This is a genomic window from Bacillus sp. SLBN-46, from assembly GCF_031453555.1.
Lineage (GTDB): Bacteria > Bacillota > Bacilli > Bacillales > Cytobacillaceae > Neobacillus.
Map to the genome: position 1 here is coordinate 4,441,862 of NZ_JAVIZM010000001.1, position 26,156 is coordinate 4,468,017.

A 26,156-nucleotide genomic window follows, 5' to 3' on the forward strand; every position below is an offset into this window, starting at 1 on the left:
CCTGTAACCCTCCTACTCTTGCAGTTATGGAAAAGGATGGGGATATGGATTCAACTGTTCATATGTTAACGGGTGCTTTTTAAACCCGAGTTTCACAGGTACGTTGAGTACCCGTTCAAGACCTTGTATACGTGTAAGGTGATGTCCAAATGTCATTGGCAGCATGCCAGGAATCAATACCTTTACACAGAATAAACCGTTCCGTTTGGTTATTGGTGTTGTTTGGTCAACCACAATGACTTCCAGGTCTAGCATTCGGAACCTATTTAGAATATCCTCAACATCATCCTTCAAATTAGCATTCACAGGTGGGCTTTTAAATTCCTCAGCAAATGTACGTAAAGGGCGATTTTCATCTAATAGAAAGCTCAAGTTCTCCTCTGCTTCTCTTAGTCCGTAAAGCATGCCATGGTCCTCCATAGTACGTACTGCAAACGGATCCTGTAACATCGCTTCATATTTCGGTCGATTTTTCTCCAAGATTTCGTCATGCCTAAACATCATTCCTGCAAGCTCGTAAATTGCACTTTTTACTGCCTTTACAGGATCAGGATTCGCTGCGGCTGCACAAATGAGGTTTGCTCCCTTGGATGTTCTGTTTTTGGCCACTGCCCAAACGCTTGGAATCTCATGTTCCATCGTCGAATTGTAAAAATGCAGGTCATAACCAGCCACCTCACGAATCCGGCTCACCATCAGCTGCAATTCTTTGTCGTTCGCAGAACTAAGGTCAAGACGGGGAAGGGGAAGTTGTGCATACCAGGTTAATAAGAATGAGTCTCGCTCGACTACTTCCATAATGCCATGGAAAATGGCCTCCTCTAAACTTCCTCCTAATGCACAACCGTTGGAGGTCTCATAAACAAAGCCTTCTCCATATCCCAAACTGTAATAGGCCAGTAACTCCGGAACCAAAATAGGTCGTTCTTGTAAAAATGAATATCCCCAGACCCAATTCATTGGTTTATCAGGATGAAATGATTTAAATAGAAAATGGGGCCTTTCATACTGTTCCTTCTCATGCAAACCTACTTTTGCAGGATCTAGTGCTTTTTCCGCTAAATTGTAATAGCTATCACGAACTACCTTCCTTTTGCCGCGAGGTTCGATTCCGCAATATCTCTCCAAACCCTCTAAAATGGCAGTTAGCTCACTCATTTCATAAGAATTGGTCCTGCCTGCTACTCCCTCGTCCCCATCAAACAACGGCATGTTCACTAAAACATCGGCGAACGGCAACTTGATATCCTGCATTTTCCCATTCATGATTCCCGTACGATAATCCAGATAATCTTTGACTAACACGTTTTTTAATTCATCCATCGAACGACATCGGTAACCAGTGGGGTTCAATTTAGGACTAGATTCTAACTTAATGTGCGCCAATTCAGATGTGTCTTTAGGTATTCGACTGCACATAGGACATAACGAATTTGGCAAGAAAAAGTGGCTCGAGATCGTTAATGATTTCAGATTTGTAATGAACACCCGTTCTTCTAAGCTGCTTTCTTCTCCTTGAAGAATCTTTTTCACTTCGTTGCTAATCAAGAACGCCATTTGCGATAATCCGGTTCGTGATGCCCATGCATCACGCAATAAATCTTCTCCTGTTGCCACTTTCACCCGAAGGCCCCACATTTCTTGGCGGTCATGTCCAGCTAACATAAGTCGTATGTCAGCACAGTGAGAACATCCTGGTACACCAGGGCGTACAAATGGACCAATGATTCCCTCACCTAACAAAACGAAACCTCGAAACCACGGAATAGCTAAACCCCTTAACCTCTCTTCAGCTTTTTGATGAACGGATGGTTTCCAGGTATCATGCAGCACAAGAACTAATTCTGTATTTTCGGGAACCTCTTCAAGAATGCTTTGGCGCCTAACAAGATAGTTTGGGGACAATTGATTATATACATAATCCGCTAATACTCCCTCACCATCTATAAGTATATGAGCAGCCATTAGGATCCCCCCTCTTTTACCTGAACACCAAACACCCCTGCCAGCTCTTGTTTTAAAAAAGGCTCAAAGGTAAGGTCATAGATTACTAGCCGCTTGCGGTTCCGGTTCAATATCTGAATAGACGATTGTAATAGCTCCCGAGACGTAATTTCATCACAAGATGGGATATCCAGTTTGCTTTCATTTTTTTCCAGAAAAACACTAGACTCCGTCTCTTGCATTTCTGTGGAATATACTTGGTTTTGAGCATCCAAAAGCGCTTGTTCCAATGCATTACGTAATGACAATGTGGTATTTAGACTTACACTTGTGTACCAACGGCCCTTCGACCTTACCCCTACCACAGGGAATCCTAGTACATCCCCTTTTAGACCAATTGTTGGAGCACCATTTAAGGTAGTCAAGGCATTAAAATAAAATCTGCATCTCTTATCTTCTAGGGCTCCCACCTTAATTCGATAAACCCTACTCTGCTGATCAACCTTTCTCTTTTTCAATTCTTCACCTAAATAGACTTGAAGGCCTCTACAAACAGCCTCTGCCATTGTTTCTCCCGAACCGATGCCAATAAATCCCTCAGGTATTTTCGCACCTACCTTATTTTTCTGATGTTTGTCTCCCAATACGGGCAAATTTATCATTTGTGAAACATACATTTCAATGCCCGTTAGCCCTGCTTCTTTTTTTGCTTCCTCATGTGTTAGTCCTGCACAGACAACTTCAGGAAGCAGCTCTGCCGGTCCCTCAGAAAAAGAGTTAACTGCTTGAACACAGCACTGCGCAAGTGGAAGTTGGGGTAAATTTCGTTCCTCCCAAGTATGGAAAATTCCTATCTCTTCTGACGTTAATCGACTGAAATACTCTAAGAGGTTACTCGTTGGTTCATTTCTGTCCGTTTCCTCTTTGAGGCGTAAATCAAAATCTTCCACCAGTCTTGGAGTATGACATTTAGACGTACCCAATGGATGTGGGATGAAGTAAAGCCAGTCTCCTTCGAGGGTTTCAAGGTCAAGCATGTAAATTTGATGACTCTCATTGGAATCTGTAATCCCTGTAGCCCTTTTGAAAAATTCGAATACTGAAACATTTGCCAGAATCGATCCCGCTGTTGAAGAGAAGGATTGAGATGGCCGATCTTTTTTTAGTGCTGATTGATGGATTCTGCGCCATGCGGACTCCCAGCATCCATCTGTATCCGGTTGATTGAATGGACCAGAAAGCCCCACCTGGTCTAAATAGATAGCTGGCATAAATGCCTTTTTTTCTTCTTTACAAACCAGATTAAGATCCCTTAGCTCATTTATATTGCCATCCTGCGAGACATATAGAATCCAATCATAGGGCTGAACTGCTTCTCTCCAGAAACTGCTTCCTGCGTCTTTATGAAAGGGCACATTCTTTATCTCGACTTCAGAATCGGTCTTACGGGCATTTTGCACCAGTTCATTTTGCCTCTGCCAATTGGTAGGAACGGAATCTGTGACCAAGACATTTAATTTGGGAAGACCCGATTCGATTAACGAGGAAACCATTGAACCCATAAAGGGGCCAGAGCCGACAACCAGAACTTTCGCCTGACGATATTCTTGAAAATGGTAAGCACCAGACCCCTTAATATTCTCAATAAATTCGATTTGTGATGCATACTTTTCAAGAAGGTTTCGATTCAATTGATGGGGTTTATCTTTGCTTAGATCGCGTACAAAACCGTTGTTGTGCAACGTTTCTCCTATTTCGTATACCCTGTCCCGATAAGGGGCAGTTAATCCCATTGTTAATTCTCCCATTGTATGCTCCCCATTGAACATTGGAAGCAATTTTTCAATCCACTGATAGATTGTATTACCTTCTATTCGGAATGAGCTTAAGTTGTTTCTTAAATACACACCGCCATGTGGATCTGGAAGAAAGAAAGTATCCCTTTTGACCTTAAGACGTGAGGACGAGTCCAGTTTTGTCATTCAGCCCCTCCTTATTCATATTCGTACTAATTATGCACTATCAGTTTATGTACGATTTTTTGTCCAATATGATAAGAAAAGCGGAAGCTCCAATCAATGACGCTAAAAAATCAACAATGAGCTTTAATACAGCCTTAAATTTAAGAAGTGCCCCTGCGGGAAAATTACGCAAGGACACTTTTGATTTACATTATTAATTTTTTCTTTAGGAAATGTTATCGGTGTATAACGGCTCAAACTGCCAAAGCAATTAAATGAAACCGAAACAGCTAAAACCGATGCCAATGCCGAAACAGCTGAAACCGAAGCAGCCAAAACAGCCAAAACCACCACAACGGAAGCCGCCACATCCTCCACATCGAAATCCTCCACAACCGCCGCAACGAAATCCTCCACAGCCACCGCAATGTCCGCAGCCACCGCAACGTCTAGCCATCATTTGCAGGTCCTGGCTCTGAGTATCCATAGGAACTAACTGACCAACTTGGTAAGGGTCGATTCCCAACCCCTGTAGCTCATTTTGAAACATATTGTATTCTTTCCTCCCCATTGTATTTAATGATCTAAGTTAATCTTGAATAAAGAGTAAAAAAGTCAATACCAGGTCTGTGTAAACGAAATCATTAGTTACGATGTATACTCTCTTCAACAAATTATGTTTACTTTTAGGTCTCTGTTACTAAACTAAGAGCCTATTTCGCGTTGAAGTATTTTAAACTGTTGCTAAAATAATACTTATGGTTGATGCCCATATTCAGTCCGCATATTTTTTTCCATATATTTAGTTGGTCCATAACTCCCCCTCTTAGCCTTTAATTTCCGCACAAAAAAGTCTCTCCACTTTACAAGCAGAGAGACTTTTTTACACACACAACCTCATCTTTATTCGCTAAAAACTAAAAGTGAACAGCACTCAACGTGCGCCGTATGCGGAAACATATCCACAGGCTGAATATATTTAACCTCATACTTCGAACTTAAAGTCTGAATATCTTTCGCCAAAGTAGAAGGGTTGCAAGACACATAGATCAACTTTTCAGGCTTCACTTGTAAAATGGTTTGAAGCAGTTGGTTATCTAGGCCGGTTCTCGGTGGATCGACCACAATGACATCCGGCTTCCAGCCTTTTTTCACCCACTTAGGCAGAACTTCTTCCGCTTTACCTGGAACGTATTTGGTATTGGTGAAACCGTGACGCTTGGCATTTTTCTTCGCGTCATCAATGGATTCTGGAATTATGTCCATGCCGCGCACTTCTGCTGCCTGATCCGCCAGCCACAATCCAATCGTTCCCACCCCACAATAAGCATCAACAATTTTCTCTTTACCTGTCAGAGTGGCTGCTTTTTTCACCTCGTCGTAAAGCTTCACGGTTTGGATCGGATTTAATTGAAAGAACGTTCTTGCTGACAGCTCAAACTGCAGGTCCCCTAGTGTCTCTTGGATAAACTCTTCGCCAGCTAGCGCAAGGGTTTCCTCTCCAAAAATCAGTGACGTTTTTTCACCGTTAATGTTTTGAACAATTGATTTTACCTTCGGAAGCCTTTTTTGAAGTTCTTCTATTATTAACTCCTTTTTCGGCAGTTCTTTTTGTGTAGTAATAAGGACAACCTGTAGCTCGCCCGTTTCTACTCCTACGCGGGCAACTATTGTTCTAACGATACCTTTACCCGTTTTTTCATTATAAATAGGAATTTGTAGGTCCTCTAGGATTGATTTTACCTTTGTGACCGCTTCGTTTGTTTGTGAATGCTGGACCGCACAATGTTCGATATCGATAAGTTGGTGCGAGTTCATTCCATATAATCCGGCTAACACCTTGCCATTTTTCTGAGCCACTTGGAAACTGCTTTTATTCCGGTAGCCCCACGGATTTTCCATTCCAATCGTTTCACGGATATCCAGCTTGTTGACTGCTAGTTTTGTATGCCGCTCCAGTGATTGAATGATGATATCTCGTTTTTCTTTTAATTGCTGTCCGTACTGTAAATGCTGCAGCTGACAGCCGCCACATTGCTCATAAACCGGGCATGGCGCTTGTACACGATGCGGTGATTGGATACGGATCTTCTTAATTTTTGCCTCAGCGAATTTAGGATTAATTTTCGTAGCCTCAACGACTACCTCTTCACCCGGAAGCGCACCCGGTACAAACACGACTTGCTTTTTAAAATAGCCGACGCCTTCCCCATTAATTCCTAATCTTTTGATCGTTAACGGAAAGGTCTGCTTCAGTTGAATTTTAATACTTTGCTCGGTTTTCATATATTCACTCCATTATTCAAGGCTTCTCCATAAATACAAAGAAGCGTAGCTTTGATAAGGCTCCCAGCCTTGTTTATAGTGTTCCATTTCTTCAAAAGTTGGCTTTGTTTCCAACTTGTACAATTTTTTCAGTGCATTTTGGATGCCTATATCGGCCATCGGAAACAGGTTAGGCCTCCCCATACCAAACAATAGGAAATTCTCAACCGTCCATTTGCCAACTCCGCGAATCAGCGTTAATTTTTGAAAAATTTCTTCGTCTGTTAGCATTTTGAGAGCCTGTAAGTTCAGACCCTTTTCGACGATTTCCTTCGCAATTTGAATCATGTATTCCGCTTTCCTACCGCTGAATTGCAGCTCACGCAGTTGTTCTACCGTTAGGGTAGCTACTTTTTCAGGTTGAGGAAAGAACCAAACACCGTCGATTTCATAGCCAAATGTTTTTACAAAACGCTCCGTTAACCGATAGGCAAACGTCATATTTATCTGCTGGTGGATAATACACTTGATGAGGCTATCAAATAGACCGAAATCAAGGACGAGCGGTGTGCCAATGAATGTGTCGAAGATGTCCTTAAGGTCGGTTTGTTGAAAGTGATTATGGATTGGTTTTAAAGATATATTCCATTGAAAAAGTTCGGATATATGTGGTATGGCAACATCTTTATCCGTTTGTCCTTTTACGGTAAATGCAGGCTGATCGACCGTACCAATTGTCGTCACTTCTATAACCTGTGAGCGGTTGCCAATAACAACAGGCACTCTGATGGACCGAGCTTCTATATCTACCTGTTTCAATGGATCTGGTTTATGCCTCATTAGCACACTATCGAAATTATAAGGACCTTTGAAATGAATCTCTTCTCTCCACACGGGCAGATTCCATCCTTTAGTATTTTCCCCGTATTATAGCACGAAAAATATTGAAAAGGGAAAAACCGAATTTCTCTGTGAAATTCGGTTAGTCGATTATTCTTTAAACTTATCAAGGCTCTTGAATTTATAGCCTCTCTTTTTCAAATCTATAATTGCCTTTTCTAGTGCATCGGCGTTATCCTGTGAAATTGAATGCAACAGCATCACACAACCGGGGTGAGCCTGTCTCATAATGTTGTCATAGGCATATTGCCAGCCTTTTTGCTGATTGACATTCCAATCAACGAACGCCATCGACCAAAACACATGTGTGTACCCTTCTTCTTTCGCAATCTGCAAAGTTCTTTCACTAAAAACTCCACGTGGCGGACGAAGGTATTTCATCTTTTTTTGACCAGTAATTTCGGTTGTTCGTTTCTTTACTTTTGCCAATTCTTCACGAATTCGTTCGTCACTAACGGCTGTAAAATCAGGATGATGCCAAGAATGATTGCCAATAATATGGCCTTCTTTGACTATGCGTTTGGACAGTTCTTGCTGGGACTCTAAAAAGTGCCCGGTGACAAAAAAAGCAGCTGGTACTTTTTCTTTTTTTAACACATCAAGAATTTTCGGCATTTGTCCGTTCTCATACCCGCTATCAAAAGTAAGATATAAGATTTTTGAGTTCGGGTTTCCTTTGTAAAACGCCCCGTATTTCGCCAAAATCTGATCGTAGGCTGCACCCGCTTCTGGCGGTTGCTCATTGACAGATTTTTTAAAGCCCCAATGAATGGGTTGATTGGAGACAGCTGCATAGGTCATTTGCGGAAGGACTAGTAACCCCGCAATCAGCAGGCTCGTTATTCTTTTCATCCATGTTCCCCCTAGTTTGTTTTTTTTAGTGTTTGTTTTATTGGGGAAAAGATGATTAGTATTTATAGGAAATCCTTGGGTTGGTGGTAGATGCGGCCTTTTGTGGTGCCTGTTGAAGGGAAATCTAATAAGAAAATAAAGTAGGTTGCTGACCTTGATGATGGAAGATGTAGAAAGTTTCGTATTTCCGTATTAGTAAATGAGGGATTTATGAGCAGGAAATAATCAGCCATCGCATTTAAAAAGGCATCGGGTGAAAGGAAGTGACAAATTGGACAAATCCAATTCTTTCTTTTGTAGTTCATTGGTACATAGAAGCACTTTGGGCATTGAACTCCTGTTATTATATCTAGTATCGTCACGTTGAACTTCTCCATAATGTTTGTGTTCAATGGCGTGTGTTTTTTTAGTAACAGCTTTTTAATCTTTTCTACGATCTTATTATCAATATATTCCTTTCTGTAATAACGATATTTTTCCTCCATTTTATTAACTAAATCACTTGCGCGAAAAATCTTTCTATGTGCCTCGGTGTAACCTGCGTCAATAGTGACCTCAGTTGATGATTTACTTATGACTACTAACGATTCGATCGGAATTTGGGGTATTTTGTGTTTCTCTAAAAAGTACTTTAGTAATACGTTATGGCGATTGGCTTGTATAATTGGATTTTCAAATACGTTGCGAGTATCCAAATACTCTTGAATCATTTGTTCTTTATCAATATAAAGTTTTCCGGAATGATTTTTCCCATCAAGCATGAGAATAAACTTAGTAGATAATAGGAGAGTATCAATTTGAAAGTAAGTATCACCAAATGGGAGACGTAGATCGTGGAAAATGCGAAACCTTTGGGGTGGAATTTGGCTTAAAAAATAGTTGATTGTTTTTTCACCGTTATAACCAGACCTTAAATTCTTTATATATGACTTTAAATCCCCCCTACACGGACGGTTTTCCGCTGTTCTTCTCTCTAATGCTTCTGCTTTTATTAAATTAATGGGTAATTTAAGATCTTTATCAAACAATTTATGATACCTCCTTTGTATTTTAGATAGAATTTCGGCTAATGAACCGGATTTCCCTTTGTTTCCTATGTGGACTTCTTGTGACTTTTTTGATTTGAGAGAAGTTTGGTGTAATTTCAGTGTGTCTGGAGAGGAATTCTACAAATTGAAGGACGAATTCTACAAAATTTCAAGTTATTCTACAAAATCGGGGGTGAATTCTACAAAATCTGGTAACCGACTTCCAATTGTTAACGTTTCAGATCAAGGTTGAAGATTATTCTACAAATTGGGAGAGGAATTCTACAAAAATTTGATTTATTCTACAAAATTAAGGTTGTATTCTACAAAACATGGAAATCAATTTCCAACTAACAATTAAGTGAGCAAAACCGAAGGCTAAGGCCCCAAGATAGGATCAACAACCACGCAAAGCCCACGAACAAATAGATAGCCGCAGCCCCCTCCCCCAAACCAAGCAAAAAGGGCCAAGCACCAAGGTGCCCAGCCCCCAAACAAATCCCACAATCCTATTTAAATACCGGTTCCTTAAACTGTGCCAATTTTTCCAATGAAGACTTATCCACATCAGCATGCAAGCTGTTGCCGTGGGAATCCATCGTTACAACGGCAGTGAACCCTTCTACGCGAAGATGCCACATCGCCTCTGGAATACCGAATTGCATTAAATCCACGCCTTCGACACCCTTGATACAGTCCGCATAATACTGAGCTGCACCCCCGATTGCGTTCAAGTACACGCCGCCGTGCTCCTTCAACGCAGCCAATGTCTTCGGTCCCATACCGCCTTTACCGATTACAGCGCGGATACCGAATTTCTTCATGATGTCACCTTGATATGGCTCCTCACGAATACTTGTTGTTGGTCCAGCCGCCTTAACGTGCCATTGACCAGCTTCGTCCTTCAACATAACCGGACCGCAGTGGTAAATAACTTGGCCATCTAAATCAACTGGCGCATCGTGATCGCTTAAATATTTATGGATTGCATCACGTCCTGTGTACATTAATCCGTTAATTTTAACCACATCTCCAACTTTCAACTCACGGATTTGCTCTTCGGTAATTGGCGCCTGCAAAGTGATGAATTCCTCAGAATCGCCAGCCGAAGCAGCTGCCGTTTCTTTCGCTGCCTCACCCTCTGCGAAATCAATGAACTCACCATCTTGGTATGCCCATTCTGTAATTTCACCTGATACAGGATCCACGCTTACACCTAAGCGGCGGAAGGCCCAGCAGTTATATGCAACGGAAACATAGAAGCTAGCGGGAATACGGTTCATTACGCCAACTTTACAGCCTAGTAAGGTAGCTTCCCCGCCAAAGCCCATTGTTCCGATTCCAAGCTTGTTCGCATTTTCCATTACATACTCTTCAAGTTTACGAAGGTCTTCATTTGGATTCACGTCATCCACAGAACGGAATAACTGTTCTTTTGCTAAATCATAGCCAGATGAACGGTCGCCACCGATACCGACGCCGATAAACCCTGCGCTACAGCCTTGGCCTTGAGCCTGGTAAACGGAATGCATGACACATTTACGAATACCGTCTAGGTCGCGGCCTGCGCGGCCAAGTCCATCTAATTCACAAGGAAGGCTATATTGAATATTTTTATTTTCACAACCGCCGCCCTTTAAAATCAAGCGGACATCGATGTAATCTTTTTCCCATTGGTCAAATTTCATGACCGGAAGTCCAGCACCAAGGTTATCCCCACTGTTTTCACCTGTTAGTGAGTCAACAGAGTTAGGGCGTAGCTTTCCTTCTTTTGTCGCTTGGACAATTGCATTTTTAATGGCTTCTTTCATAACCAATTGGTTTACACCAACAGGAGTTTTAATTTTGAACGTTGGTAAACCTGTATCCTGGCAAATCGGTGATACTTGATCGTCTGCCATTTTGATGTTATTAGTGATGGTTGCAAGGCTCATTGCCGCACTTGTACCAGCGTTTTCAAGTTCCTTAGCTTTTTTCACAGCCCGACGGACGTCCTTAGGAAGCTTTGTAGACGTTTCAACAATTAGCTTGTACATGCTTTCTTGAAATTTTTCGATATTCAATTCGAGTACCCCTTTCCCTTTGTTCCCCAAATGTATCTATTTTCAATTTTATAACTTTTTCACGTTTCCATTATACTCCTATAATCCTCTGAATTAAAGAATAAGGTTGCAAACGAATTCATTCCATTATAAGGAAAATAGACCCCATTTCCCCCAAATAAAAAGAGCCTGTTGTGTTAAACAGACTCTGGAATATCACGATTATTAAATTCCTTACATTTAGACTCCATATCATCCAACATAGAGATTAAGCGATCAATATCCTCAAGATCCGTATCTTCCGGATCAATTGCATCAAGCACATCGATAAACATATTTAAACGCTGTTTTAAAAAGGTAACTTGTGTGTTTTTATCTTGTAATGGACTGCCCAAGCTGCTCGCTCCTTTCGTGTTCCGTTTTCATCCTATCGTAAAAAGACGGCTGTTGGCAATAGTTATCCGTATTTTACCCAACTTTTAGAAAAGAAAACGCGAGCCACCTGCAAAAAAAAGACCCCTGCAGCCAATCAGCAGGAGTCCTTTCTCACCATCATCGCGGACGCTCGGAAGCAGCAAAACCAAATGATACATAATCCTGGACCGGAATCCAAGCACCAATTCCTTGTGATGTCACGTTCTTAACAACAATAAACTTTTTACTGCCCTTAAGCATCAAATACACTTCACCGTAAGTCACTTTGCCTTTTTCATTTACCCCAGGTGCATATGCATAAAGGTACCCTAAGCGATTTGGCGGGATATTGTAAATGTGATCATTTTTCGTTCCTGCACCAATAATGGTTTCAAACGACAACGGAAGACGAGTTTTTTCCATCGCTTTTAACAGCATCATCTTTTTCACATCTTCAGGATTGGCAATTTTCGCAGTCAGGCCACCTCTAACGATTTTCTGAGCCTCTTGCACATACTTAATTTGATATGGCACTTTCCCGCCACGATTATCAAAATAATTAGTGTTAATTTTTTGGTACTCCCAATTCGGAGAGGTCTCCGTTGACTCATAATTTAATGGCCATTGTCCGAGATAAATAATCGCACGGTAGCCAAGTGCAAACGGAGTACTGTTGATACTTGACTCATTGAGCATACGAATTAAATCAGGATTTTGAATCTTTACTTTAGAAGAGTTGATTAGTTTTTTTGTTAAATCACTCGGCTGCAATAAAGGTAAGTCCTGTGTTGAATTCGGATACGTATTTTCCTTCGTGATATTTCGAACCGAGGCTGGGACTTGATACTTTACCTGGTCTTTTGCTTTTTGAGCGAAAGCAGATGGAATAAAGGTTAGCATTAATAGCAGTGTCATTAGAATCGATACATTTCTCTTCACGAGGTTAAACTCCTTTCACTAATAGCATTACCATGTCTGCTACTAGTTTTTTCGGAGTTCATTAATATTATCCATTCAAGCAATTAATTTCAATATTTCGCCTGCAGTCGTCCCATTAATTTTTCAAAAAAAGGAAAGAAAAGCTGAATGGCAGGACCAACGGTAAACGTAATAATAATCGTTCCATACGAAATCGGTCCATGTAAAAGGAACGCTGGAATTAAAGCGGTAATCTCACCGATCGTTTTTGCCATCATTAAATTCACACGAAAACGCTCCTTGATGGCTAACATAAAGTTATCAATAGGACTTTGCGGAAACTTTGCCTGAATATAAATCGCCGCACCGAATCCGATAATTAAAATTCCTACCAAGAGCATCGCTATTTTTGCAATAAACCCATGTACTTCAAATAATTCAAAGAACGTCATCAGCCAAAAATCAACTAAAGACCCAATCACTATAATTGTAAAAAGTGATAGAATTGCCGGCCTTCTTTTTAATAGTAAGGAATTGACGATAACTAAAATAGCCCCATCAATCATGACCCATTTACCAATCGACAAGCCCACCTTTTTGGTAAGAGCATAATTCAGTGCATCCCAGGCACCGACCCCAATATCCGCTACCTTAATAGTCATACATACGCCAAAAGTCATAATGACTAAGCCAAAAATAAAAAATAATAGCCTAATAAAAAATTTCATATGTTTCTCCTTTAAAATTGGTAAAAAAGTAATGTAAATGCAATAATCTGATTATTTACAAAATTCTAACTTAGATTTATAATAAACTTAACCTTTTAAAAAAGGAGGGCAGCAATCAATCGACTACTTATATTTAATTTACTAAGGAGGTTGGGATCCCCGTCTTATATGAAATTCAACACTCGTGTTTTTATTGTCAATAACTAAACATGAAGGTTGGTGGTTGATGGTCCCAGAAATACGATTGATTTTTGAACCCTAAAAATCATGCTGTTATATTATAGCATAGCAAAAATTAAAATTACTCCGTACATTTAAAAAAGTGAAAAAAAAGAGACTCTAGGCCAGTTGGCTTAGAGTCTCTTTCAGTTTAGGTGTTATCACAAAGATTGGTGTTATTCATACTTATGTTTTCCATGAAGTCGCACATCTTTTGACCTGAATAATTTCATCCATTTTGCCCGAACTCATCTCAGGTCCTGAAATTAGTGCCCTTGAAATTATTGATGTTGGCCGAAGGTTCCCTGCCTTTTGACAGTGTCTCGCTGTTTTCTGCTAACTCTGTCTGAAGTTGCCTTGACTTTTGACAGTGTTTCACTGTTTTTTGCCAACTCTGTCCAAAGTTGCCTTGACTTTTGACAGTGTCTCGCTGTTTTCTGCCTACTCTGTCCGAAGTTGCCTTACCTTCTGACAGAGTCTCGCTGTTTTCTGCCCACTCTGTCCGAAGTTGCCTTGCCTTTTGACAGTGTTTCTCTTTTTTCTGCCAACTCTGTCCGAAGTTGCCTTGCCTTTTGACAGTGTTTCACTGTTTTTTGCCAACTCTGTCCGAAGTTGCCTTGCCTTTTGACAGTGTCTCGCTGTTTTCTGCCAACTCTGTCCGAAGTTGCCTTGCCTTTTGACAGTGTTTCACTGTTTTTTGCCAACTCTGTCCAAAGTTGCCTTGCCTTTTGACAGTGTCTCGCTGTTTTCTGCCAACTCTGTCAGAAGTTGCCTTGCATTCTGACAGAGTCCCGCTGTTTTCTGCCAACTCTGTCCAAAGTTGCCTTGCCTTTTGACAGTGTCTCGCTGTTTTCTGCCAACACTGTCAGAAGTTGCCTTGCCTTCTAACAGAGGCTCGCTGTTTTCTGCCAACTCTGTCAGAAGTTGCCTTACCTTTTGACAGTGTCTCTCTTTTTTCCGCCAACTCTGTCCGAAGTTGCCTTCCCTTTGACAGTGTTTCACTGCTTTTAGCCAAAACAGTCAGTTTTGTTAGAGTAAATAAAACCCAATGCCCATGATGACATAGGCCGCTAGCAATGTTAATCCTTCAAACCAGTTCGATTCTCCGTCGTTGGAGATGACCACCATTAGAAGGACCGAAGAAACCATAGCGATTAGTTCCTGCCAACTAAATAAAAGTGGCATGGTGGAATCAAAGAACAATGAGATCAAAACGAGGACCGGTAAAACAAACATAGCCACTTGCAGAGTGGAACCAATCGCAATTTCAACTGCAATGTCCATTTTATTTTTATAAGCCATAACAATCGCAGAGGCATGTTCTGCTGCATTCCCTACAATCGCTACGATAATAACCCCGATAAACAGTTCCGACCAGCCGAATGTATCGCCTACATATTCAAAGGTATGTACAAGATGTTCAGATATATATCCAACCGCAACTGTGGCAATCGCTAGGATAGCAATCGCTTTCCCTTTGCTCCATTCCGGCTCTTCTTCCTCATGTGCTGTATTTTCATTATTTGATTGATACACACCACGGTGCGTAACTAGTTTAAAGAATAAGGCAGCCAAATAGAGAAGAATCAAAATAACGGATATTCCAATACTTAATGAAAGTGTTTTTGTTTCATTCATGTTCATGGCGAAAACCTCAGGAATAACAAAAGCAATAATCACTGCAAACATTAAAAGACCAGAATTATGGCGGGCATCAAACACATTAAATTGCTGGCGTTTGAATTTTATGCCGCCAATAAAAAAGGACAATCCTGCGACAAGTAGTAAATTCCCTAACACTGAACCAGTCAAGGAGGCTAGAACCACTCCAACTAGTCCCGCCTTCAAGGCGAATATCGAAATGATCAGCTCAACGGCATTTCCAAAGGTTGCATTTAACAAACCGCCGATTCGAGGTCCAGCCACGATAGCCAAACTTTCTGTTGCTCTTCCCATATAGCTTGCAAGAGCAATAATAGTTACACAGTACACAATAAATAAGACAATATATGACCAATGCATCAGCGTTCCTATAATGGATAGGGGAACACCAATGAATGTCATCAGCATAAAGATTTTGTTCGTCACTACATTCCCTCCGAATTCTTTTTCACCTATTATATATGTTTTTTCTATTTTCCCCTAAATTTTCCTTTAAAACATAAAAAAATTCAAATCCTTTTTCTCTTGCAAATATTGATTTTTCTCGTTACCATCATTTAGGAAGAATTTAAACTATTTGAAATTCGGAAAGTGGAGAAAGTCACATGAATAAAATGTATTTACGGTTTTGGATCTTGGTCAGTATTGTGGCCATTTCTGGTTTTTCCCAAGGGATGCTTTTGCCGCTAATTGCTGTTATTTTTGAAAAAAGTGGGGTTTCTCCTTCATTAAATGGGTTAAATGCTACAGCACTTTATATTGGAATCTTGCTAGTCTCTCCGTTTATGGAATGGCCCCTAAGAAAATATGGGTATAAACCGGTTATTATTTTCGGTGGAGCACTTGTCTTTCTATCATTAGCCTTATTTCCTTTATGGAAGACCTTTTGGTTTTGGTTTGTATTAAGATTACTCATTGGTATAGGGGATCACTCCCTCCATTTCGCCACTCAAACCTGGATTACTTCGTTTTCACCACCGGAAAGACGGGGACGAAATATCTCTTTATACGGCTTATTTTTTGGAATTGGATTTGCCACAGGGCCTTTGATGACACCGTTAGTTAATGTAAATGAAGCCTTGCCCTTTATTGCCTCTTCCATTTTATGTCTGATTGGCTGGGGATTTGTCTTTCTTTTAAAAAATGAACTACCTGAACAAGAAGTGTCGATCAACTCTTTTCTAGGAACAATTAAGCAATTTAGAAAAGCCTTAAAGTATGGTTGGGTAGCCTTCTTACCTCCCTTTTCTTATGGATTTCTGGAATCATCATTAAATGGGAGTTTTCCTGTTTATGCTTTAAGAATGGACATGGATGTTTCGAGTGTCTCAATCGTTTTATCTGCCTTTGCCATTGGAAGTATTATTACCCAGCTTCCGTTAGGGATGTTAAGTGATCAATACGGCCGGAGAAATATTTTAATGACTGTTCTTTTCCTTGGTTTCTTCAGTTTTACCGCTGCAAGCTTCATGGAGCATTCAGTTATCGGACTGTTTGTTACGTTTCTCATTTCAGGAATGGTTGTTGGATCGACCTTCTCTCTTGGAATAAGTTATATGACCGACTTGGTACCAAAAAAACTTTTACCTACAGGAAACTTATTATGCGGCATTTTCTTCAGTCTAGGCAGCTTAATGGGGCCCATCATCGGCGGCTTATTTATTAAGTACCTGCAAGATGTAAGTTTCTTTTACATTATTAGTACAATGCTTTTAGTATTATCAGTCATCATCTTTTCTTTTGGCAAAAAATCGTATCTACTAGTTGAACAGCAAAATTCATAAAGTTTTTATGAAGCAAGTTGATATTCAATGAATAGAATGTATGGTAAAATTAAAACAAATAGAAGAAAGAATTTCGCTGTCATCCTTTGATGACAGCTTTCGTGTTTTTTAGGGGTAATGAGTTTGATTCTACTTCTCAATTAGAATGCAAGAATGAATTGAAAATTACGCAAAGTAAAATGAATAGGGAGGGGAAAACATGAGTTCAGAAGCAAAGTCACTTAGCAAAGGAATTCAGGAACCGAGCTTTTTAGAAAAGATAAAACCACATGCAGAACTAATTGCCGCTGGTCTAAGTGGGGTATTAATTGCAGCTGGCTGGCTTCTTGATCAATACGGGCAAGGGGCCGATTCCATCGTAGCCTATCTGTTGGCATTTGTCATAGGCGGTTTCGCAAAAGCCAAAGAAGGAATCGAGGCAACCTTTGAGGATAAAGAATTAAATGTAGAAATGCTAATGATTTTTGCTGCCGTTGGGTCAGCAATCATCGGCTATTGGACAGAAGGGGCCATCCTCATCTTTATTTTTGCAGTAAGTGGTGCCCTGGAGACCTACACCATGAATAAGAGCCATAAAGAAATTTCTTCTTTAATGGAGCTTCAGCCAGAAGAGGCGCTATTGATATCAAAGGGCTATGAAAAACGAGTTCCTGTATCTGAGCTAGTTGTTGGCGATCACATTTTAATCAAGCCCGGAGAGCGTGTCCCTTCTGACGGAATGATTATCAAAGGTCAAACCAATATTGATGAAGCGGCAATCACAGGTGAATCGATGCCCGTATCCAAGGGGGAACAAACAGAAGTTTTTGCCGGAACAGTAAACATGACAGGCTCAATTACTGTTGAAGTAACAAAATCAAGTAATGATACTTTGTTTCAAAAAATAATACAGCTTGTTCAATCAGCCCAAAGTGAAAAATCTCCTTCACAGCTTTTTATTGAGCGATTTGAAGGTACCTATGTAAAGGTTGTTTTACTTGTAGTTCTAGCCATGTTTTTTATTCCGCATTTTTTACTAGGTTGGAGCTGGCATGAATCGTTCTATCGGGCCATGATTCTATTGGTTGTTGCTTCCCCTTGTGCATTGGTTGCATCTATTATGCCTGCTACCCTATCCGCTATTTCTAACGGAGCCAAACACGGAATTTTAGTTAAAGGCGGTGTCCATCTTGAAAATCTAGGTCATTTAGGAGCGATCGCGTTTGATAAAACAGGAACACTTACTAAAGGGAAACCAGAAGTAACAGAGGTCATCGTAAAAGAAGGATTAGATAGAGAAAATCTGATTTGGAAGGCTGCCTCCATCGAAAGCCACTCCAATCATCCTTTGGCACAAGCGATCGTGAAATACGTGAAACCTAACATTAAGAAAGAACTGTTCCATCCAGACAGTCTTGAAGATATTCCTGGCTGGGGCGTGAAGGCAGAAATTAACGGTGAACAATGGAAGATTGGTAAGGCTTCTTTTGTCGGGAAAGAAGCGGTCGACAGGTTCTCAGGCGGAAAAGCTAAAGACCTTGCAAGCCAAGGAAATACACTTGTTTTTATTGAAATTAACGGTGAGCTTAGTGCGATGATTGCCTTAAAGGACGTTGTACGTGAAGAAACGAAGCTTGCAATTGACCATCTAAAGAAACAAGGTGTCCGCACGGTCATGCTTACCGGTGACAGTGAAAAAACAGCTCAAGCGATTGCGGCTGAAAGTCATGTCGATGAAGTATTTGCAGAATGCCTCCCAGAGGAAAAAGTGGAACATCTTAAAAAGTTAAAAACGAAGTATACTACAGTAGCGATGGTTGGAGATGGTATCAATGATGCCCCTGCCCTAGCCATTGCCAATGTTGGTATTGCCATGGGAGAAGGTACGGATGTGGCCCTAGAAACAGCGGATATTGTGTTGATGAAAAGTGACCTGACACGAATAGCCGAGGCCGTCAATCTTTCTCAGCGGATGAACAGAATTATTAAACAAAACGTTGTGTTCTCGATTTCTGTTATCATGCTCCTGATTTCATCTAACTTTTTCCAGATTCTTGATTTGCCATTTGGCGTCATCGGTCACGAAGGAAGTACCATACTTGTTATATTGAACAGCTTAAGATTGTTAAAATCTTAGGCACAAAGGAAAAGGAGGTTGACTCAAGGTCAGCCTCCTTTCTTTCATTAGTGGTAGCCATTCGAACCATTGGCCGAGCCAGATGTTTTATTTCCTTTACTGCCCTTGCCTTTTTGCTTTGTGCCGCCATCTTTTTTCGTATGTTTGGTCATCACTTTTACCCTCCCTTGCTTTGGGGTTGTCCTTCCATCATAGTTTGAACAGAAGAAGTAATTTCATGAAGGGAAAGTATTAGCAATTTGTCTTATTTTTCTCACTGTAAAAAGCATTGATTTCCCCGCCCAGAATAATTATGAAAGCGGAGATATATAACCAAATCATTAACACAATAATGGCACCAATACTGCCATAAGTTAGAGAATAGTTAGTAATATTTCCAACATAAAAGGATAAGCCAATGGAAGAGATGATCCAGCCAACAGTGGCAAAAGCTGCTCCAGGGAAAGCACTTCGACACTTTAGTTTTACATTGGGAGCAATCCAGTAAAGACCGGTGAAAATAAGGAATAATATGATGGCGCTCACTAGCCAGCTCAAAGCGTTCCAAAGCTTAATAAATTCTGTAGTATAACCTAATTGAGAAAAAAGAAACAGGCCGATTTCTCTACCAAATACAGGTATGATAAGGGCAAGAATAAATACAAAAATCATCCCGAAGGTTAAGAATATAGCCGTCCCCCTTGCTACGATAAAGGAACGGCTTTCCTTTACGTTATACGCTTTGTTAAACGCTCTCACAATCGCATTAATTCCATTCGATGCGGACCAAATAGTCCCGATAATCCCAAAGGATAAAAGTCCACCATTACGATGGTTCATGATTTCATTCACATTTTTATCAATCAGATTGATAGCTTCTGCCGGTGCAAAGTCTCTGATCATCCCCAGCATATCTTCATGCGGATAAGGTATGTATGGCAATAGTGTAAATAGTACGATGAGGAGCGGAAACAAAGAAAGTAGTAAAAAATAGGCTAATTGCGCACTTAATCCAGGAAGATCGTCTTCTTCAATCCTGTGCCAAAGTAATCGTAGCAAAGATGAGCGTATATTCGCTGCTTTATCCATTTCCTTCCTCCCTCTATTTGTTAGTTATCTCTTCTCCTAGAACATCCTCTAATAAGTCATCTTCCTCGCTCTTAGAGAACGTCTCTTTCGTTTCTTTAATGATGTCCGTCACGTGAGGTGTTAGTTCACGTAACTCGTCCACTTTGTCCGTAATATAGGCAATATCCTCACTCACTTGTTCAAAGGTTTCCTTAAGCTTGGATGCCGTTCCCTTCACCTTATCGGCAATTTCACCTGGGTTTCTCGCAATATAGGATACCTTTCTAGACGTTTTTAGGACATTTTCCGTCATCGCCTGACGGGTTGGTTTATCTAATAAACTGATGGCTCCACCGGCGATGGCACCGATCAGCATGCCTCTCCAAAATTGATTCTTCTTTGTCATCTTAAACTCTCCTTAATCCTAGTTATTATCATTCATCTTTTTCAAAAAATAATGCCAAAGATTCCCTACGTTTATTTTGCGTTATCTCTGTTTCCTATGCAAGTCTGCGTTCTACTTTATACCCATTCTTTTACGAGATTAATCGTGTGAATTTAAGAGAAGATTATATTGACAGATCATTTTTAACATGAAAAGATGAGATATATGAATTCGGAAAGGGTGACCGAAATGAATCTATCAGAAAAATCGATTGAAAATGTGGAATATATGATTGAACAAATAAAAGAAAAACTTAGGGTATTAAACCTAGGGGCTATTAAACCCTCTCACTTTGATGAAGAAATGTACGAAGAATTAAAAGAAATTTATGAAATGGTTCAAAAAAAGAACTCCTTCAGTCCTAATGAAATGCAGGCGTTAGTAGAAGAATTAGGAAGTCTGCGAAAAAAATAATAAATAGAGGTTGACTCCTTGGAGTCAACCTCATTTATTTTTGCTCTGTTAAGATGATAGGGCCTTCCTTCGTAACGGCAAGTGTGTGCTCATATTGTGCGGAAAATTTCCCATCTACAGTTCTAGCGGTCCAGCCATTTGTATCCATCTTAGTTTGATATTGACCGATATTTACCATCGGCTCAATCGTAAAGACCATTCCCTCTTTAATTCTTGCCCCTTTTCCTGGCAACCCATAATGAGGAACATCTGGTTTCTCATGAATCACAGCCCCAATGCCGTGCCCAATAAAGTCTCTAACAACCGATAAACCTTCACTTTCCACATAGGTTTGGATCGCATGACCAATATCACCGATTCGATTGCCTACAACCGCTTGCTCAATACCTTTATACAATGCTTCCTTTGTCACTTTTAATAAATGCTCTGTTTCTTTAGAAATATTTCCTACCGCATAAGACCATGCAGAATCTGCTAAGGCACCATTATAATTGACTACCATATCAATTGTAACAATATCCCCTTCTTTTAATGGCTCTTTTCTTGGAAAGCCATGGCATATTTCATCATTGATACTTGCGCATGTTGCATATTCATAGCCTTTATATCCCTTTTGCTCGGGTGTCGCCTTGTGTTCGCTTAAGAATTTATTGACAAACTGGTCAATTTCCCAAGTAGTTACACCTGGCTTAATTAATTTAGCAATTTCCTTATGACAGGCCGCAAGGATTTCTCCAGCCTTTTTCATCGCTTCAATTTCACGTTGTGATTTCAGGACAATCATTCTTTTCCCTGCCTTTTTGGATATTTTTATGTATAGTATGCTTTACGGTTCGCATTAAACTATATTCTCTTTTGGAAACACTATTAATAGTAACTCGAATCTGCCAATTTTTCAAAAGAACTTGTTATTAATGGGCTTTTTTGGGTAATCATTTTATTATATTCACTATTTTGTCATATTCCTTCGTTCTTAATATGGTACTTTTTCATTCTTTTTGGTAGAATTAACGTATAAATATGTTTAATAGGTGTGTGAATGGAATGATTGGAGACCGCGTAAAAAAATTTCGCTTAGAAAAGAGGATGTCTCTTTCCGAACTGGCAGAGCAAGCTGGCGTCGCTAAGTCTTATTTAAGCTCTCTTGAGAGAAACCTGCAAAAAAATCCATCTATACAATTTCTTGAGAAAATTGCAGGGGTTTTAAATCTACCAGTTGAACATTTAATCCATGAACAAGTTAATAAAGATGAGTTAGACAGTGAATGGATGAACTTAGTTAAAGAAGCAATGGGATCTGGTGTTTCAAAAGAACAATTTCGTGACTTCCTGGAATTTAATAAGTGGAGAATAAATCAAAATAGTAGCAACGAATAATTTTTTTCCATAAAGAAGAAAAGCATTCTACAAAGAAACATCTTCTGTAGAATGCTTTTTTAATATGTACCAAGTTAGTTCTTTTGACCATCTTGGAGAAGGAATTCACGAACATCTGTAATAGATAAGCCAAGTTCCTTTGCTTCTAATATGAGCGCCATCCATTCCTGATCAATTACATCCACGTCTTTCTCTGCAATTATCATTTTTCTCCCCCTAAAATACACTTAGTATTCCAGGTAACCCGGCCATCATAGCAAGAAATGCCTGCCTTAGATCCTCGGCTTTGCGTCCCTACTTTTCAACAGGTTTGCCCTTTTCTGTTCGACTGCAACTTAAGTATTACATTTTTTCATTTTTCTACTATTTGTTTAGGTAAAATGACTTAATATTGAATGATATGTTCATTATATCTAGTCCTTTTATATTAGGTTGTTGTTTTTTGTCTTTTTTTTATAATTTTCGAACTATTTTTTTACACAAATTATCCTATTTTTCTACAAAAACTTCCTTTTACTACCATTTTTAGGAGAAGAAATTAAAAAAGGAAGGATATTAGGTCAAATCCTCCCTTTAAAATATATGATTATTTGTCCCCTTGTACTGCTGCAATAAGCGCACCTATTTTAGCATTGTGTTTTACTAGTGCAATATTTGCTTCTAGACTTGACCCTTCTGTTAGCTCTTTTACCCTGCTTAAGAGAAAAGGTGTGACCTCTTTACCATGAATGTCCTTACTTTTGGCCTCGTTTAAAGCAACCTCTATAACCTTATTGATTAAAGCTTCATCCATAGCATAGGGTTCTGGTATAGGATTGGCAATGACGATCCCACCTTGTAACCCTAAATCCCATTTAGCCTTCATTAATGCAGATGCTTCTTCAGGGGAATCCACTCGGAAATTTACTTTATATGGACTTGTTCTCGTATAAAAAGCTGGCAGAATCTCTGTTTGATAACCTATGACAGGTACTCCGTTGGTTTCTAAATACTCCAACGTTAAGCCTAAATCAAGAATTGATTTTGCTCCAGCACAAACGACTGCTACATTTGTTTTTGCTAATTCCTGTAAGTCAGCTGAAATATCCATTGTTACTTCTGCTCCGCGGTGAACACCGCCAATACCACCTGTCACAAACACGTCAATACCACCCATTTGTGCACAAATCATGGTCGCTGCTACCGTTGTAGCACCATGTTTTTGTGCTGCGATTAAGTAGGGGAGGTCTCGCCGGCTTGCTTTCATGATCTCCTTACTAGTACCTAAAAATTCTAACTCTTCTTCAGATAAACCGATTTTGATTTTCCCATTAATGATGGCAATGGTTGCTGGTACAGCGCCATTCTGCCGGATAATTTCTTCTACTTCCCTTGCAGTCTCTACATTCTGAGGGTACGGCATCCCATGTGAAATAATCGTCGATTCAAGTGCAACAATGGGCTTACCTTCTCTTTTCGCTTCAAGTACTTCCTCTGAAAAGGATAGGTATTCTTGGTTCATCGCTTGGTGACCCCTTTACTGAAGTATTTCTGATAGGTTTCAAGTAAGGTTTGCTGGTTTAATTCGGGATTTACCGTTTCATTTGAATTTATGGTAATCAATGAACAGGAAAGACCAATTTTACATGAATCTTCGGTACTCAGACCCTTAATATATCCAAATAAAATTCCGGCAATGAGAGAGTCGCCTGCCCCCGTTACATCCACAATCGGAACAGTAGGAGGTAGTAACGCACCCGCTTCGCCATCCTTTGTATAATAAATTAATCCCTTCTCACCTCGAGTAATAACTACTTTCTCCACACCTTTTTTCATAATGACTTCAGCCGCTTGGTAGAAGTCCCCTTCTGATTTGATTTCTAGGTTGGATAATGCCTCTGCTTCTTTATGGTTGGCTACCAGCCAGGTTACACCTTCAAGAGATGCTGGGAGCTTTTCTGTTTTTGGAGCGGAAACTGTAGCAATACAAATAGGCTTCATGAAGTTTTTACTGTCAGTAATTACTTGTTGAATGATGGTTTCTGGAAAGTTCGTGTCTAATAAAATCATTTTTGCTTGTTCTATATGTTTCCATATCTCTTCAAAAGTAGAATCTTTCACTTCATCATATATAGCCATGTCGGCTAGTGCGATTTCCATTTCACCTGATGGATCAAGTACAGCAGTATAAGTGCCAGTAGATTTTCCATGTATGATTTGTGTGGGGCTTACTTCCACAAAATTTTTAGTGTTTTCTAGTAGCCATTCTCCTTCAGGATCTGAGCCAACATAAGCAAACAGAGATGTTTTTAGACCTATCCGGCCTGAGTTTTCTGCTATATTTCTTGCGACTCCGCCCCGTGACATTGAGCTTAGGGCTGGGTTTGATGTTCCATACTCCAACTGTTTAAGCGCCTGAATTTTACGGTCTACATTCGCTCCACCAATACAGAGAATATCAAAAATGATTGCTTCCTGTTTGTTCATTGTTAGCATCCACTCCTTAAGATCCTATGTTAAGCAAGTCAAAATTTCATAATATTCCCTACTCATATAACTATTACGATATGAATCTTGAAAATCCTGTTAAAAAATAGAAAAACATTTTGCTATTTGAGTACACTGCTAAGCAACAGGGATTTATGTTAATAAAATTTGTCTAAAATGTGACAAATAACATATAATGTAAACAACACATAAGTATACTAAATATTAATAATATTCAAAATAAAGGGTGGTGTTTGATGCTATGACTGTGATTCATGTTTTAAATTACTCAATTCCGATTGCGTTTATGGTGTTTGCTGGTTTTCTACTCGACCGTATGTGCAAACCTGACAAACAAGAAGATGCCTCGCCAGGAGAGTCTACAGGGGGAGAAATAAAATAAAGCTGGTGAAAAGTGTATGATCCCCACTTTCACCAGCTTTTTTTTGTTAGCTTTGTTAATTTGTATTGAACGAGAACGGCTCTACGTTACCGGTTCGCCTTTTCTACTGCCTTTTGGGGCTCGTAGGACTCTTCTACGCGACCGTTTTTCCTTTTCCACTGCCTCTTGGGGCTCGTAGACCTCTTCTACGGACCGGTTTTCCTTTTCTACGAGCCTTAATTGCCTGGTGGAAATGAATTAGGTCGCTTAGACGAGGTCTATGCGACCGTACTGCCTTCTGAAGTAGGGGTTTGGTCGCTTAGACGAGGTCTATGCGACCGTTTTGCCTTCTGGAGATGGATTTTGGTCGCTTAGACGAGGTCTATGCGACCGTTTTGCCTTCTGGAGATGGATTTTGGTCGCTTAGACAGGGCCTATTCTACCGTACTGCCTTCTGGAGAAGGGGTTTGGTCGCTTAGACGAGGTCTATGCGACCGTATTGCCTTCTGGAGAAGGGGTTTGGTCGCTTAGACGAGGTCTATGCGACCGTATTGCCCTCTGGAGAAGGATTTTGGTCACTTAGACGAGGTCTATGCGACCGTTTTGCCTTCTGGAGATGGATTTTTGTCGCTTAGACGGGGTCTATGCGACCGTTTTGCCTTTTCCATACGCACATGGGGCTCTTAAAGACCTATTATGTTAATATTTTATTTTCTTCTGCACCTTGTGCTCATAATTTTTAAAAATGGCTGAATTTGTCTTTACTCCTCGTTTGGACATTAGTTGGTTAAACCGAAGGAGTTTTTCATTCAATTTCTTTTGGAGGCTTTCCTTCTCAGTGGAGTCATCACATTTCTTCAATAATCCCTCGATCGTCATCATTTCTTGCCGCAGCTGACCTTCCTCCTGGGTATATCCTGCATTTTTCAGCAATTTATAAGCCATTCGGAGCTCCTCAGGAATACCCGACAAATCCTCTAATTGCAACGGTTTACCCAATCCTGGTAAATTGTCAAATTCACCATCTTGATAAGCTTTTTTTATGCGGTCCTCTGAGACAATATGAAACAAATCCATGCTTAAGACCTCCTTATTATTACCATTTCCCCTATGTAAAGTATATCAAGTCACGTCTGATAATTAAAATGGCAACCGAGTTCAATCCGTAATTATTTTTCGAAGTTTTGGGAAT

General features: G+C 40.1%; 24 protein-coding genes and 1 riboswitch. Of the genes, 5 read left to right on the top strand and 19 right to left on the bottom strand.

Going from position 1 to position 26,156, the window contains the following annotated elements:
• Positions 1 to 24 precede the first annotated feature (24 nt).
• From QFZ87_RS22650 to cax, 12 genes are all read right to left on the bottom strand, one after another.
• Positions 25 to 1,965: a TOMM precursor leader peptide-binding protein gene (locus tag QFZ87_RS22650; RefSeq protein WP_309866557.1), complete on the bottom strand. Its 1,941-nt coding sequence runs from the start codon at positions 1,963 to 1,965 to the stop codon at positions 25 to 27.
• A complete protein-coding gene (locus tag QFZ87_RS22655) occupies positions 1,965 to 3,926 on the bottom strand; it encodes a putative thiazole-containing bacteriocin maturation protein (RefSeq protein WP_309866559.1) in 1,962 nt (653 codons plus the stop codon). Before QFZ87_RS22655 ends, QFZ87_RS22650 begins: the two co-directional genes overlap by 1 nt.
• 250 nt (positions 3,927 to 4,176) lie before the next feature.
• Positions 4,177 to 4,476 carry a heterocycloanthracin/sonorensin family bacteriocin gene (locus QFZ87_RS24985; protein WP_396133946.1) on the bottom strand — a complete coding sequence of 100 codons (300 nt, stop codon included), beginning with the start codon at positions 4,474 to 4,476 and terminating at the stop codon, positions 4,177 to 4,179.
• A gap of 332 nt (positions 4,477 to 4,808) precedes the next feature.
• A complete protein-coding gene (gene rlmD, locus QFZ87_RS22665) occupies positions 4,809 to 6,191 on the bottom strand; it encodes a 23S rRNA (uracil(1939)-C(5))-methyltransferase RlmD (protein ID WP_309866565.1) in 1,383 nt (460 codons plus the stop codon).
• 12 nt (positions 6,192 to 6,203) lie between these two features.
• A complete protein-coding gene (locus QFZ87_RS22670) occupies positions 6,204 to 7,064 on the bottom strand; it encodes a DNA-3-methyladenine glycosylase family protein (protein WP_309866568.1) in 861 nt (286 codons plus the stop codon).
• Positions 7,065 to 7,160: 96 nt separating this feature from the next.
• The gene (gene pdaA / locus QFZ87_RS22675) at positions 7,161 to 7,922 is read right to left on the bottom strand and encodes a delta-lactam-biosynthetic de-N-acetylase (protein ID WP_309866571.1); all 762 of its coding nucleotides are present in this window, start codon (positions 7,920 to 7,922) and stop codon (positions 7,161 to 7,163) included.
• Positions 7,923 to 7,984: 62 nt separating this feature from the next.
• Positions 7,985 to 8,950, bottom strand: coding sequence for an NERD domain-containing protein (locus QFZ87_RS22680; RefSeq protein WP_309866574.1), 966 nt, complete (start codon positions 8,948 to 8,950; stop codon positions 7,985 to 7,987).
• Between the two features lie 509 nt (positions 8,951 to 9,459).
• Positions 9,460 to 11,013 carry a fumarate hydratase gene (locus tag QFZ87_RS22685; protein WP_309866576.1) on the bottom strand — a complete coding sequence of 518 codons (1,554 nt, stop codon included), beginning with the start codon at positions 11,011 to 11,013 and terminating at the stop codon, positions 9,460 to 9,462.
• 176 nt (positions 11,014 to 11,189) lie between these two features.
• Complete coding sequence (locus QFZ87_RS22690; RefSeq protein ID WP_308080863.1) at positions 11,190 to 11,387, bottom strand: SE1561 family protein; 198 nt, start codon at positions 11,385 to 11,387, stop codon at positions 11,190 to 11,192.
• A gap of 157 nt (positions 11,388 to 11,544) precedes the next feature.
• Positions 11,545 to 12,306, bottom strand: coding sequence for a YfkD famly protein (locus QFZ87_RS22695; protein WP_374121090.1), 762 nt, complete (start codon positions 12,304 to 12,306; stop codon positions 11,545 to 11,547).
• Between the two features lie 128 nt (positions 12,307 to 12,434).
• Positions 12,435 to 13,052: a YczE/YyaS/YitT family protein gene (locus QFZ87_RS22700; protein WP_308080865.1), complete on the bottom strand. Its 618-nt coding sequence runs from the start codon at positions 13,050 to 13,052 to the stop codon at positions 12,435 to 12,437.
• A 1,248-nt stretch (positions 13,053 to 14,300) separates the two neighbouring features.
• Complete coding sequence (gene cax / locus QFZ87_RS22705; protein WP_396133987.1) at positions 14,301 to 15,347, bottom strand: calcium/proton exchanger; 1,047 nt, start codon at positions 15,345 to 15,347, stop codon at positions 14,301 to 14,303.
• A 191-nt stretch (positions 15,348 to 15,538) separates the two neighbouring features.
• On the opposite strand from cax, the gene QFZ87_RS22710 reads away from it, so the two are divergent.
• Positions 15,539 to 16,717 carry an MFS transporter gene (locus QFZ87_RS22710; RefSeq protein ID WP_309866584.1) on the top strand — a complete coding sequence of 393 codons (1,179 nt, stop codon included), beginning with the start codon at positions 15,539 to 15,541 and terminating at the stop codon, positions 16,715 to 16,717.
• 199 nt (positions 16,718 to 16,916) lie between these two features.
• Positions 16,917 to 18,833 (top strand): heavy metal translocating P-type ATPase, encoded by a 1,917-nt coding sequence (locus QFZ87_RS22715; protein ID WP_309866587.1) that lies wholly within the window; start codon positions 16,917 to 16,919, stop codon positions 18,831 to 18,833.
• 231 nt (positions 18,834 to 19,064) lie between these two features.
• Here the strand turns inward: QFZ87_RS22715 and QFZ87_RS22720 are convergent, their stop codons facing one another.
• The gene (locus tag QFZ87_RS22720) at positions 19,065 to 19,901 is read right to left on the bottom strand and encodes a YihY/virulence factor BrkB family protein (RefSeq protein WP_309866589.1); all 837 of its coding nucleotides are present in this window, start codon (positions 19,899 to 19,901) and stop codon (positions 19,065 to 19,067) included.
• A gap of 13 nt (positions 19,902 to 19,914) precedes the next feature.
• Positions 19,915 to 20,286: a YtxH domain-containing protein gene (locus QFZ87_RS22725; RefSeq protein WP_309866591.1), complete on the bottom strand. Its 372-nt coding sequence runs from the start codon at positions 20,284 to 20,286 to the stop codon at positions 19,915 to 19,917.
• A gap of 228 nt (positions 20,287 to 20,514) precedes the next feature.
• On the opposite strand from QFZ87_RS22725, the gene QFZ87_RS22730 reads away from it, so the two are divergent.
• Positions 20,515 to 20,739 (top strand): DUF1128 domain-containing protein, encoded by a 225-nt coding sequence (locus QFZ87_RS22730; RefSeq protein WP_308080871.1) that lies wholly within the window; start codon positions 20,515 to 20,517, stop codon positions 20,737 to 20,739.
• A 34-nt stretch (positions 20,740 to 20,773) separates the two neighbouring features.
• On the opposite strand, the gene map is transcribed toward QFZ87_RS22730, so the two are convergent.
• On the bottom strand, positions 20,774 to 21,523 hold the full coding sequence (gene map, locus QFZ87_RS22735) for a type I methionyl aminopeptidase (RefSeq protein ID WP_309866596.1): 750 nt from the start codon (positions 21,521 to 21,523) through the stop codon (positions 20,774 to 20,776).
• 260 nt (positions 21,524 to 21,783) lie between these two features.
• On the opposite strand from map, the gene QFZ87_RS22740 reads away from it, so the two are divergent.
• On the top strand, positions 21,784 to 22,116 hold the full coding sequence (locus tag QFZ87_RS22740) for a helix-turn-helix domain-containing protein (protein WP_309866599.1): 333 nt from the start codon (positions 21,784 to 21,786) through the stop codon (positions 22,114 to 22,116).
• 74 nt (positions 22,117 to 22,190) lie between these two features.
• Here the strand turns inward: QFZ87_RS22740 and QFZ87_RS22745 are convergent, their stop codons facing one another.
• From QFZ87_RS22745 to QFZ87_RS22755, 3 genes are all read right to left on the bottom strand, one after another.
• Positions 22,191 to 22,322, bottom strand: coding sequence for an anti-repressor SinI family protein (locus tag QFZ87_RS22745; RefSeq protein ID WP_309866601.1), 132 nt, complete (start codon positions 22,320 to 22,322; stop codon positions 22,191 to 22,193).
• Between the two features lie 29 nt (positions 22,323 to 22,351).
• Positions 22,352 to 22,441: riboswitch (cyclic di-GMP riboswitch) on the bottom strand.
• 261 nt (positions 22,442 to 22,702) lie between these two features.
• Positions 22,703 to 23,617, bottom strand: a complete 915-nt coding sequence (locus QFZ87_RS22750; RefSeq protein WP_309866604.1) for a pseudouridine-5'-phosphate glycosidase — start codon at positions 23,615 to 23,617, stop codon at positions 22,703 to 22,705.
• Positions 23,614 to 24,582, bottom strand: a complete 969-nt coding sequence (locus QFZ87_RS22755; RefSeq protein WP_309866607.1) for a carbohydrate kinase family protein — start codon at positions 24,580 to 24,582, stop codon at positions 23,614 to 23,616. The genes QFZ87_RS22750 and QFZ87_RS22755 overlap by 4 nt, the downstream gene beginning before the upstream one ends.
• 262 nt (positions 24,583 to 24,844) lie before the next feature.
• Here QFZ87_RS22755 and QFZ87_RS22760 point away from each other — a divergent pair, with 262 nt between their 5' ends.
• A complete protein-coding gene (locus QFZ87_RS22760) occupies positions 24,845 to 24,985 on the top strand; it encodes a hypothetical protein (protein ID WP_309866609.1) in 141 nt (46 codons plus the stop codon).
• Between the two features lie 678 nt (positions 24,986 to 25,663).
• On the opposite strand, the gene QFZ87_RS22765 is transcribed toward QFZ87_RS22760, so the two are convergent.
• Entirely contained in the window at positions 25,664 to 26,041 is a 378-nt protein-coding gene (locus QFZ87_RS22765) for a DnaJ family domain-containing protein (RefSeq protein ID WP_309866611.1), read from the bottom strand.
• Positions 26,042 to 26,156: the final 115 nt, after the last annotated feature.

Coding starts and splice junctions, on each gene's coding strand:
- QFZ87_RS22755 (WP_309866607.1), bottom strand. CDS start 24,582: ATGAACAAACAGGAAGCAATCATTTTTGATATTCTCTGTATTGGTGGA.
- QFZ87_RS22695 (WP_374121090.1), bottom strand. CDS start 12,306: ATGCTAACCTTTATTCCATCTGCTTTCGCTCAAAAAGCAAAAGACCAG.
- QFZ87_RS22740 (WP_309866599.1), top strand. CDS start 21,784: ATGATTGGAGACCGCGTAAAAAAATTTCGCTTAGAAAAGAGGATGTCT.
- QFZ87_RS22760 (WP_309866609.1), top strand. CDS start 24,845: ATGACTGTGATTCATGTTTTAAATTACTCAATTCCGATTGCGTTTATG.
- QFZ87_RS22655 (WP_309866559.1), bottom strand. CDS start 3,926: ATGACAAAACTGGACTCGTCCTCACGTCTTAAGGTCAAAAGGGATACT.
- QFZ87_RS22750 (WP_309866604.1), bottom strand. CDS start 23,617: ATGAACCAAGAATACCTATCCTTTTCAGAGGAAGTACTTGAAGCGAAA.
- QFZ87_RS22730 (WP_308080871.1), top strand. CDS start 20,515: ATGAATCTATCAGAAAAATCGATTGAAAATGTGGAATATATGATTGAA.
- QFZ87_RS22650 (WP_309866557.1), bottom strand. CDS start 1,965: ATGGCTGCTCATATACTTATAGATGGTGAGGGAGTATTAGCGGATTAT.
- QFZ87_RS22725 (WP_309866591.1), bottom strand. CDS start 20,286: ATGACAAAGAAGAATCAATTTTGGAGAGGCATGCTGATCGGTGCCATC.
- QFZ87_RS22710 (WP_309866584.1), top strand. CDS start 15,539: ATGAATAAAATGTATTTACGGTTTTGGATCTTGGTCAGTATTGTGGCC.
- map (WP_309866596.1), bottom strand. CDS start 21,523: ATGATTGTCCTGAAATCACAACGTGAAATTGAAGCGATGAAAAAGGCT.
- rlmD (WP_309866565.1), bottom strand. CDS start 6,191: ATGAAAACCGAGCAAAGTATTAAAATTCAACTGAAGCAGACCTTTCCG.
- QFZ87_RS22715 (WP_309866587.1), top strand. CDS start 16,917: ATGAGTTCAGAAGCAAAGTCACTTAGCAAAGGAATTCAGGAACCGAGC.
- QFZ87_RS22745 (WP_309866601.1), bottom strand. CDS start 22,322: ATGATAATTGCAGAGAAAGACGTGGATGTAATTGATCAGGAATGGATG.
- QFZ87_RS24985 (WP_396133946.1), bottom strand. CDS start 4,476: ATGGGGAGGAAAGAATACAATATGTTTCAAAATGAGCTACAGGGGTTG.
- QFZ87_RS22765 (WP_309866611.1), bottom strand. CDS start 26,041: ATGGATTTGTTTCATATTGTCTCAGAGGACCGCATAAAAAAAGCTTAT.
- QFZ87_RS22720 (WP_309866589.1), bottom strand. CDS start 19,901: ATGGATAAAGCAGCGAATATACGCTCATCTTTGCTACGATTACTTTGG.
- QFZ87_RS22700 (WP_308080865.1), bottom strand. CDS start 13,052: ATGAAATTTTTTATTAGGCTATTATTTTTTATTTTTGGCTTAGTCATT.
- pdaA (WP_309866571.1), bottom strand. CDS start 7,922: ATGAAAAGAATAACGAGCCTGCTGATTGCGGGGTTACTAGTCCTTCCG.